The organism is Nocardia veterana NBRC 100344 (assembly GCF_000308855.1).
GTDB lineage: Bacteria > Actinomycetota > Actinomycetes > Mycobacteriales > Mycobacteriaceae > Nocardia > Nocardia veterana.
On record NZ_BAGM01000006.1, the window covers coordinates 61,801 to 70,498 of the forward strand.

The window sequence follows — 8,698 nt, forward strand, 5'->3', positions numbered from 1 at the left end:
ATTCAAACCCTCGTCCGATCGCGGCCGCGGTGTTGAAGTGAGAGGTGCGCCGAGTGCAGGTTGCCGTGCTCGGCGCACCACCACAGCCTCGACGGGTATCCGTACAGTCACAGGAGTTTTGATGACGACCGAGAAGATCGCCGATCGGACCCAGTTCGCGTACTGGGTGCCCAATGTCAGCGGCGGGCTCGTGACCAGCACCATCGATCAGCGCACCAGCTGGGATTTCGAGTACAACAAGAAATTGGCGCGCACCGCGGAGAACAACGGCTTCGACTACGCGCTGTCCCAGGTGCGCTACACGGCGTCCTACGGCGCCGAGTATCAGCACGAGTCGACGTCGTTCAGCCTGGCGCTGCTCGGCGCCACCGAGCGGCTGAAGGTGATCGCGGCAGTCCATCCGGGTCTGTGGCACCCGGCGGTGCTGGCGAAATTCGGGGTCACCGCGGACCACCTGTCCGGCGGGCGGTTCGCGATCAATGTCGTATCCGGTTGGTTCGGCGGGGAGTTCACCGCGCTCGGGGAGCCCTGGCTCGAGCACGATGAGCGGTACCGGCGCAGCGCCGAATTCCTCGAGGTGATCCGCAAGTTGTGGACCGAGGACGACGTGAACTACGCCGGTGATTTCTACCGGATCCGTGATCTCACCCTGAAGCCCAAGCCGCTGAACACCCCGGAGCGGCCGAATCCCGAACTGTTCCAAGGCGGTAACTCCACGGCGGCGCGGCGCAACGGCGGCCGGTACGCGGACTGGTACTTCTCCAACGGTAAGGATTTCGACGGCGTGACCGAGCAGATCGCCGATGTCCGAGCGGTCGCGCGGGAACACAACCGCGAGGTGAAATTCGGGCTGAACGGTTTCATCATCGCCCGCGATACCGAGGCCGAGGCCCGCGACACCCTGCGCGAGATCATCGAAAAGGCCGATCGGCCCGCCGTGGAGGGCTTCCGCGATGCCGTACAGCAGGCGGGTGCGTCCACGCGGGACGGCAAGGGGATGTGGGCCGATTCCACCTTCGAGGATCTGGTGCAGTACAACGACGGCTTCCGGACCCAGTTGATCGGGACACCGGAGCAGATCGCCGAGCGCATCGTCGCCTACCGTGACCTCGGTGTGGATCTGATCCTGGCCGGTTTCCTGCACTTTCAGGAGGAGATCGAGTACTTCGGGGCCAAGGTGCTGCCGCTGGTTCGCGAATTGGAGGCGCAGCGCGAACCCGAACTGGCGGCGAGTCGATGACTGCCGTCGCCGCCCAGCGGATCACCTCGGCGGATCAGGCCCGCGCGGCGGCCGTACGGCTGGCCGCCGACTTCGCGGTCGACGCGGCGCGGCGGGACAGCTCACGGGAACTGCCGCATCGGGAACTGGACCGACTGTCGGCGAGCGGGCTGCTCGCGATCACCGTGCCGGCCGAATTCGGTGGGGCGGATCTTCCGCCGAGTGTGGTCGCCGAGGTGTTCCGGCTGTTGGCGGCGACGGATCCGAATATCGCTCAGATCCCGCACAGCCATTTCGTCTATCTGAACCTGTTGCGGCTGGCCGGAACTCGCGCACAGCGGGAGCGGTACTTCGGGCAGGTGCTGGCGGGCGGGCGGATCGCGAACGCGCAATCCGAACGCGGGAGTGCCACGGTCGCCGAGATCGGGACGACACTGCGTCCGCAGGACGACGGTAGCTTCCGGATCGACGGAACGAAGTTCTACTGTACGGGTTCGCTCTTCGCGGATGTGCTCGCGGTGCTGACCCGATTGGACGATCCCGGACAGCGCAGCGGCCTGGAATCCGGCGAGTACATCGCCTTCCTGCCGGCCGACACGGCCGGCGTCACGATCGTGGACGACTGGAACGGTATCGGCCAGCGGACGACGGGGAGCGGCACCGTCACGCTGGACGCGGTACGGGTGGCGAGTGATCAGCTGATCCCGCGCGCGGCCGCGGTGCGGGCGCCCACCGGATACGGCGCGTTCGCGCAATTGCTGCACGCGGCCATCGATGCCGGTATCGCCCGGGGCGCCCTCGACGCCGCCGCCGATTTCGTGCGGACGCGGAGCCGACCGTGGTTCGAAGCCGATGTGGTACGAGCTTCCGACGATCCGCTGGTGATTCAGCGCATCGGTGAGCTGGCGGTGATCGTGGCCGCCGCCGAGGCCACCCTCGAGGTGGCGGGCCGGGTGGTGGACCGGGTGATCGCGGAACCGGGTGCCGCCGCTCCCGATGGTGCCGCGGCGTCGGCGGCCGAGGCTTCGATCGCGGTCGCCACGGCGAAGATCACTGCCGACCGGGCCGCCAACGAGGTGTCCGCGGCGCTGTTCGAGGTGAGCGGAACACGCAGCGCCGCAGCGGATCTGAATCTCGACCGGTTCTGGCGCAACGCCCGCACGCATACCCTGCACGACCCGGTGCGGTGGAAGTACCAGCACATCGGGCGCGCGGTGCTCAACGGCACTCCGCCCCCGTTGCACGGCGTCATCTGATCACGGTTCGTCGAGAAGTGGTGACCAATGTCCGAATTGATCGAAATCCCCTCCGACAGCGCCGGTTTGCGGCGAGCGTTCGCACATTTCCCGAGTGGGGTGGTGGCGGTCTGTGCCGAGATCGGTGAGGTACCCGCCGGTCTGGTGGTGAGCACCTTCGTGCCGGTGTCGCTGGATCCGCCGCTGGTGTCGTTCTGCGTCCAGAACAGCTCCTCGACCTGGCCCAAGCTGGTCGGTGCGCAGCGGTTGGGGCTGAGCCTGCTCAGCGCCCACCAGGATGAGGCGGCGCAGAAGATGAGCAGTCGTACCGGGGACCGGTTCCGCGACGTGGAGCTCCAGCGCGGCGAGGGTGGGTCGATATTCGTGGGCGGTGCCGCGGCTTGGCTGGAGGGGACGGTGCACACCCAGGTTGCGGCCGGTGACCATCAGGTGGTCCTGGTGCAGATCACCCGGCTGGCGACGCGCTCACACCATGAACCGCTGGTCTTTCACGGCAGTCGGTTTCGCCGGCTGCATCCGGGCGCCGAGGTCGCCTCAGCCGAGGTCGCGTAGTCCCTCCGGATCGCTGGGCCGGGACGGCCGGAAGCACAACCGCCGCCGTGGGCCCGGATCCGGCGTGGTGTGGTCGAGTACGGCGGCCGCCAGACCGCGTGCGGGAATTCCGGCGCGAACCATGTCCTGGCTCAGCGCGTCCAGGTGAATCAGCGTGTGCCGCAGGAGAATCGGGCCGATGTCGGGCGGATCGGCGCAGGCGTCGTGATAGGCGCGCACGGCCCGCGGGTCTTCGGTCAGCGCGGCGATCCCGCCCAGCCGGACGCGCTGGGTCAGACCGATCCAGATCCGCTCGTCCTCGGCATCCCGCGATTCGCGCCAGCCGCCGCGATAGTCGAGGTCGCGGATGATCGCGTCGGCCCGTTTGGCGGTGCGGGTTTCGCCGACGACGGCCCACAGCGCCAGCAACCAGCTCAGCGATCGGAAAACGGCATCGGGCTCACGGCGATACAGCGTGTGCAGATCCGACCAGGCCTCGTATTGGGTGAGCAGATTCGCCCAGTCGAAGACGAGCGTGTCGACCTCGCGCAGCAGCGGCGCGGGTAGGTCGCGATCGGAGGGTCGCACGATCTCCACGGAGCGGCCGGACACCGGATCGCGCAGCTCGACCATATCGGTCTCGGCTGTCGTGATCCATCTGTACGGTTCCCCGGCCACTGTCGGATTGAGCCACGGATTCGGCGGGGGTGCAAGCAGAACGCTCGTGATTTCCGGAAACCGGTCGCAGCGAGGCCGGTGTCGCGGGGCGGCGCGGTTCGCCCCACGACACCCGCTCGTCGATCAGGGTTGTCCGCTGACCACCGCGTTGACGGCGTCCATGAACGGCTGGCCACCCATGGCGTACCCGCCCGCGATGGCGCCGATCACCATGCCGATGGGGCCGGTGACGATGCTGAGGAAGCCCATGCCGAGGACGGCGCCGATGAGACCACCCAGCACGCCGCCGACCACCAGGCCGACGATGTTCTGGTTGATCTCGTTGGTCAGGCGGGCCATCGAGTTGATGGGCTGCATCTCACCGATTTCGGCGGCGGTGGGCTTGGGCTCGAGCACGAGCTTGTGCCCGTCCTCGCTGATGTGCTGTGCGACATGCACCGTCGTGTTCGACATCCGGTAGGACAGCGGCACCGTGACGAGGGCGGTACCGTTGTCGGACTTCAGATCGACGGCGGTGGCGTCGGAGTTGACCTCGAAGCGTCCGTGGTCGACGACGGTGGTCAGGACCCGCGAAAAGTCGCTGAGCACAGCGTGATAGCCGACTCCGCGATCGATTCCGGATGCGGTGATCTCTTTGGCCGGGGCCGGCGAGGCGGCCGAGGGACTGGCGTTCACGGTTCCCGCGCTGATCCCGACCGTGATCGCTGCCAGGATCGAGGTTGCGGCGAACGTGCCGAACTTCATTCAGGATTCCTTCTCACGAGACTTCCGGCCGAACGGTCCGGACGGAAGCTGACAATATCGCGTCGCACGCTAATTGCCAGACTTGGTAATTGCCGAACCCGAACGGCGGCATTGTTGTGCAATTGTGATGCAGCAGTTGAGTGAAAAAGAAAGATTTCTATTTTCCGGCCCTCTGCCTCGACTCGGCCGCGCGGATGGTGTATTCCTTTTCGAGGTCTTCAATCCGCAAGTGTTCTTCGATCATCGTTCGGGGTGGTTCGAAGTGTTACCGCCCTGGAGGACGAGTACATGTCGCGCCGACGTGTTCAAGCCGGTGTCACCTTGGCGGGCTTCGTCGTTGCCGCCGCGCTGTCGGCGGCCTGCCTGATCGCCGCGGCGCTGTCGTTCACCGCGTCGCACCATCAGTCGGACGAGTCCCGCTCCGCCACAACGGTATCGGCGACCACCACGGTCGCGCGGGTCGCCGCGGAGGGGCCCGCGCCGACCACCACCACCCATGCGACCTCCTCGGCTCCCGAGGAGCCGCTGGTGCTGAACAAGGGTGCCGACCAGAAGCATCCGGGCGAATCGGTGGCGGTCGGCGATTGCGTCGCCGCGGTGGTCGCGGTGCCCGATGCCGGTGCCCCGGTGCAGAAGACCGCCTGTGACAGCCGGGATTCGCGCTACAAGGTGACCGACAAGGCCGCCGCGGGCGGACACTGCCCCGGCGATGCCGACCGCGCGGTGGCCGAGACGCTGCCCGGGGGCGCTACGGACACGCTGTGTCTGGACTTCAACTGGGTCGCCGGCGGCTGCATGAGCGTCGCCGACGGTAGTCCCAAACCGATCGACTGCGCGGCAGCGGAACCGGGCCGGGTCCGGGTGGTGGAGATCAAGAACGGCACCACCGACGTCAACAGCTGCTCCGACGGCGACCGTGGATTCGTCTACAAGGAACGGCGTTTCGTCGTCTGCGTGACGCACTACTGAGCCCGCGCGGGGGCCGGTAGCAGCTCGCTGAACCGGCGGTTGGCCACGCGGGCCACCACCTCGTACGGCCAGGCGAATTTCCGCGCGAACCAGTACCCGATCCGGATATCCGGTGAGGTGTGCACGAGGAACCGGTTGCGCTCGATCCCGGCGATGATTCGGTCGGCCACCTTCTCCGGCGTCACCGCGTAGCCCTCGAACAGTTTCACCATCCGTCGCACCCGCGGATCGTCCCGATCGACCCCGACGATCTGTACCGTGCCGACCAGCGGCGTGCGGACCGCTCCGGGCACGACCAGGCTGACGCCGATGTCGTGGCGCTCCAGATCGAACCGCAGCACCTCCGAGACCCCGCGCAGCCCGAATTTCGCCGCGCTGTAGGCCGCATGCCAGGGCAGCGCCAGGAGGCCGGCCGCCGAGGAGACGTTGACCAGATGACCACCCCGCCCCGCGGCGACCATCGGCGGCACGAAATTCTCGATGACGTGGATGGGTCCCATCAGATTCACATCGACCATCGATCGCCAATGCCGGTGTTCGAGATTCTCGACCGTGCCCCAGGTGGCGATCCCGGCGATATTCATCACCACGTCCAGGCTGCCGTAGTCGTCGTGCACCTGTTTCGCCCACGCGGTGACCGCTTCGTAATCGGAGACGTCCAGGGCTCGGGTGTTCAGGACCGTACCGCCGGACGCCCCGATCCGCGCCGCCGTCTCGGCCAGGCCCTCGGCATCGATATCGGTCAGGATCAGCTGCATCCCCCGGGCTGCGGCGGCCACCGCGGTGGCTCGGCCGATTCCGCTGGCCGCGCCGGTGATCAGGCATTTCCGGCCGGTCAGAACTTTCATTGTGATCTCCCCATGTTTGCGAACATTAATGTTCACAATAGAGCCTCTGTGTCGGGACGCCAGGCACCCTAGGGGGCTTTTCGACCACCCCGGCGGGCCGCAGGTGCCTCGCGCGAGCGGCCGGGCAGGCGGCGACCAGCTGCCCGGCCCGGCTCGGATCTCGAACGGCCTATCGCCGTCCCGCTGGATCCGCGGCTGCGGGGGTGGCCTCGGGGCGTCATCCGCTGAGCCATTGTGCGATGCGGTCGAGTGTTGTCGCGGGAAGGATGATTTCACCGTCCTCCGCGTCCAGCAGCGACCACGCCTCGCGGTGGGCGGGATCGCGGACCATGCGGTAGCCCGCGTTCGCGGCGCGGTCGCCGAGCATCCGCAGCCGCTCGGCCGTGTGATCAGAGGTCATCTGTCTCCTTGCGAGGTGAATGCGGTGGGGGTTCGTGTTGTGCCGGGAAGCGCGACCAGTACTCGCGCCGGATCGCATCCCACAGAGCGGACAGTTCGGGTAGCTCGGCCCGCATATCCGCCAGGTCGGAAGCAGGCGCCGAGGAGACGAGGGTTCGATCCGATCCGCCGATGCCGCGGACCAGTTCGATTCGGATGCGATGTCGTTCCGGCCGCCAGATCGCCTGCCATTCACCGGCTTCGGTGCGGTACTCACGCATCGTCGACTCGGTTGTCGGCGATGCGGTTTCCGCGATATTCACCTGCGGCGTCCGGTGTTAGGATCGAAGCAGCGTCGTGTGGGGTTGTGTTCGTAAGCAGTTGTGCCAGTTCGATCTTCATCGTCATCGTGTCGGCCCTTCGGTCGATGGTCCACCCGATGACCGGGGCTGCATGAGCCACTACGCGTCTCGCCTCCGTGCGATTCGATAGTGTCCCGGCCCATCGCCGTCGGCTTTGTCGAGGAGCGGTTGCGGTGATGGTTCCGGGTCTTCCCGGTCATCGGGGTGAATTCAGTACACCCCAGAAAAGCGTTCTGGGACTGCATATTTCGACCGGACGGCGGCAAGTCGCCGGACGTCCAGTATGGGGCGGTCCAGTAGGCACGGGTCCGTACTGGACCACACTCGACAGGGAGGCTGACAATGGCAGGTGGGTCCACCCTTCCCCGGCGCGCACTGGGTCGCCGGATGCGCGAATTGCGCACGGCGGCAGGGAAGAGTCAGCTGGCCGCCGGGTTGGCGATCGAAATCTCCAAACAAGGGATCGGACGCCTGGAAGAGGGCCAGATCGTCCGCATCAGCACGGCGCAATTCCGCGAGCTGCTGGACTTCTACGCGGTAGACGCGGAGACGAAAGACGAGGTACTGGGCCTGCTGAAAGAGGTCAAAGCGGCCAAAGGTGATGCTTCGAGCGGGTGGTGGCGGGCCTACGCGGATGTGGTTAATCCGCATTTCAACCACTACATGAGCCTGGAGCAGGCTAGTGCGCGGATAACCAGTTTCCAGCTCACGCTGGTGCCGGGATTGCTTCATACGACGAGGTATCGCCGGTGGATCATCGACACGACCGATCCATTGATCTCGGAGGCCGAGGCGCAGCGACATTTGCAGTTGTTGGCCACACGGCAGCGCAAACTATCCGAATGTCCGGACTTTCAACTCGAAGTCTTGCTCTCGGAGTCCGCATTGCGGCATCAGATCGGCGGGCGGGCAGTGATGGCCGAGCAACTGTGGCATATCGCAGAGATCGCGACCAGGGCGAATGTGTCCGTTCGCGCGATTCCGTTCGACGCCGGCGCGCATGCCGGACTGCTCGTCCAGTCCTTTACCCTCCTCTCCTTTCCGACGCAGCGCGCAAGCCGGACGGCGGAACCTCCCGTGGTTTTCGTCGAGAGCTTCACCGGCGGTCTGTTCTTCGAGGACGATGCTGTGATCAGCCGTTATAGGAGAGCCTTGGATGACATTCGGCAGGTAGCTTTGAGCGAGGCGGACACCATTCGTCTGGTGCGCAAGATCGCAGAGGAGTACGGACGTGAGCAGTGAGTCGGGTGGCCCGGACTGGTTCACGAGCACCTACTCGCAGCACGGGGGAGAGTGTGTCGAAGTCGCGCATTTCGGCAACGGCGCCATCGGCGTCCGGGATTCCAAGGACCGCACCGGACCGACACTCTCGTTCACCCCATCCGAGTGGGACGCCTTCACCGCGGACATCCAGGCAGGCAGATTCACGCCGCCCACCGCATAGTCCACCCCCCCGCGAAACCGAGCGACACGAGCTCACCCAGCGACGGTGTGCAGCAAGCACTCTCGACCTGGTGATGATCGCCGCCCGCGGACCGCTGTCTCCGGCCCCCCCGCGTAATCGGACCTCGGACATGAGCGAGTCACCTGCACCGCGGCATCGGGCCGAACTTTCCGTGCAAACCGCGGCGAAAATGCGGTAAACCATCATGCGCCCGGATCCGCCTCGTCACCGATGGGAAGCACGACCGAAACGAGCACAACTAAGATCTT

At 66.2% G+C, this 8,698-nt stretch carries 12 protein-coding genes; 6 read left to right on the plus strand and 6 right to left on the minus strand.

Going from position 1 to position 8,698, the window contains the following annotated elements; all coding sequences use genetic code 11:
- Positions 1–121 precede the first annotated feature (121 nt).
- Genes sfnG through ON37_RS01100 form a run of 3 tightly spaced genes read left to right on the plus strand, consistent with a single transcriptional unit; the run spans position 122 to position 3,027 of the window.
- Positions 122–1,240 (plus strand): dimethylsulfone monooxygenase SfnG, encoded by a 1,119-nt coding sequence (gene sfnG / locus ON37_RS01090; RefSeq protein ID WP_040715443.1) that lies wholly within the window; start codon positions 122–124, stop codon positions 1,238–1,240.
- Positions 1,237–2,475, plus strand: a complete 1,239-nt coding sequence (locus ON37_RS01095) for an SfnB family sulfur acquisition oxidoreductase (protein WP_040715445.1) — start codon at positions 1,237–1,239, stop codon at positions 2,473–2,475. The genes sfnG and ON37_RS01095 overlap by 4 nt, the downstream gene beginning before the upstream one ends.
- 27 nt (positions 2,476–2,502) lie before the next feature.
- On the plus strand, positions 2,503–3,027 hold the full coding sequence (locus tag ON37_RS01100) for a flavin reductase family protein (protein WP_040715447.1): 525 nt from the start codon (positions 2,503–2,505) through the stop codon (positions 3,025–3,027).
- Here ON37_RS01100 and ON37_RS30720 read toward each other — a convergent pair.
- Together ON37_RS30720 and ON37_RS01110 are read right to left on the minus strand one after the other, a co-directional pair.
- A complete protein-coding gene (locus ON37_RS30720; protein ID WP_157171316.1) occupies positions 3,010–3,639 on the minus strand; it encodes a hypothetical protein in 630 nt (209 codons plus the stop codon). The two genes, ON37_RS01100 and ON37_RS30720, sit on opposite strands and share 18 nt — an antisense overlap.
- Before the next feature lie 168 nt (positions 3,640–3,807).
- A complete protein-coding gene (locus ON37_RS01110) occupies positions 3,808–4,428 on the minus strand; it encodes a DUF8020 domain-containing protein (RefSeq protein WP_040715449.1) in 621 nt (206 codons plus the stop codon).
- 252 nt (positions 4,429–4,680) lie between these two features.
- On the opposite strand from ON37_RS01110, the gene ON37_RS30725 reads away from it, so the two are divergent.
- Complete coding sequence (locus ON37_RS30725) at positions 4,681–5,397, plus strand: LppU/SCO3897 family protein (protein ID WP_157171317.1); 717 nt, start codon at positions 4,681–4,683, stop codon at positions 5,395–5,397.
- Here ON37_RS30725 and ON37_RS01120 read toward each other — a convergent pair.
- The 4 genes from ON37_RS01120 to ON37_RS34420 all read right to left on the minus strand — a co-directional run bounded on the left by ON37_RS01120 (position 5,391) and on the right by ON37_RS34420 (position 7,031).
- A complete protein-coding gene (locus tag ON37_RS01120) occupies positions 5,391–6,245 on the minus strand; it encodes an SDR family oxidoreductase (RefSeq protein WP_210742391.1) in 855 nt (284 codons plus the stop codon). The genes ON37_RS30725 and ON37_RS01120 overlap by 7 nt on opposite strands.
- A gap of 217 nt (positions 6,246–6,462) precedes the next feature.
- Positions 6,463–6,645, minus strand: coding sequence for a hypothetical protein (locus ON37_RS01125; RefSeq protein WP_040715451.1), 183 nt, complete (start codon positions 6,643–6,645; stop codon positions 6,463–6,465).
- Positions 6,635–6,904 carry a hypothetical protein gene (locus ON37_RS01130; RefSeq protein ID WP_157171318.1) on the minus strand — a complete coding sequence of 90 codons (270 nt, stop codon included), beginning with the start codon at positions 6,902–6,904 and terminating at the stop codon, positions 6,635–6,637. Before ON37_RS01130 ends, ON37_RS01125 begins: the two co-directional genes overlap by 11 nt.
- Positions 6,897–7,031 carry a hypothetical protein gene (locus ON37_RS34420; RefSeq protein WP_281004665.1) on the minus strand — a complete coding sequence of 45 codons (135 nt, stop codon included), beginning with the start codon at positions 7,029–7,031 and terminating at the stop codon, positions 6,897–6,899. The genes ON37_RS01130 and ON37_RS34420 overlap by 8 nt, the downstream gene beginning before the upstream one ends.
- 296 nt (positions 7,032–7,327) lie before the next feature.
- Here ON37_RS34420 and ON37_RS01135 point away from each other — a divergent pair, with 296 nt between their 5' ends.
- Together ON37_RS01135 and ON37_RS01140 are read left to right on the plus strand one after the other, a co-directional pair.
- Positions 7,328–8,227 (plus strand): helix-turn-helix domain-containing protein, encoded by a 900-nt coding sequence (locus tag ON37_RS01135; protein ID WP_083892621.1) that lies wholly within the window; start codon positions 7,328–7,330, stop codon positions 8,225–8,227.
- Positions 8,217–8,429, plus strand: coding sequence for a DUF397 domain-containing protein (locus tag ON37_RS01140; RefSeq protein WP_040715459.1), 213 nt, complete (start codon positions 8,217–8,219; stop codon positions 8,427–8,429). The genes ON37_RS01135 and ON37_RS01140 overlap by 11 nt, the downstream gene beginning before the upstream one ends.
- Positions 8,430–8,698: the final 269 nt, after the last annotated feature.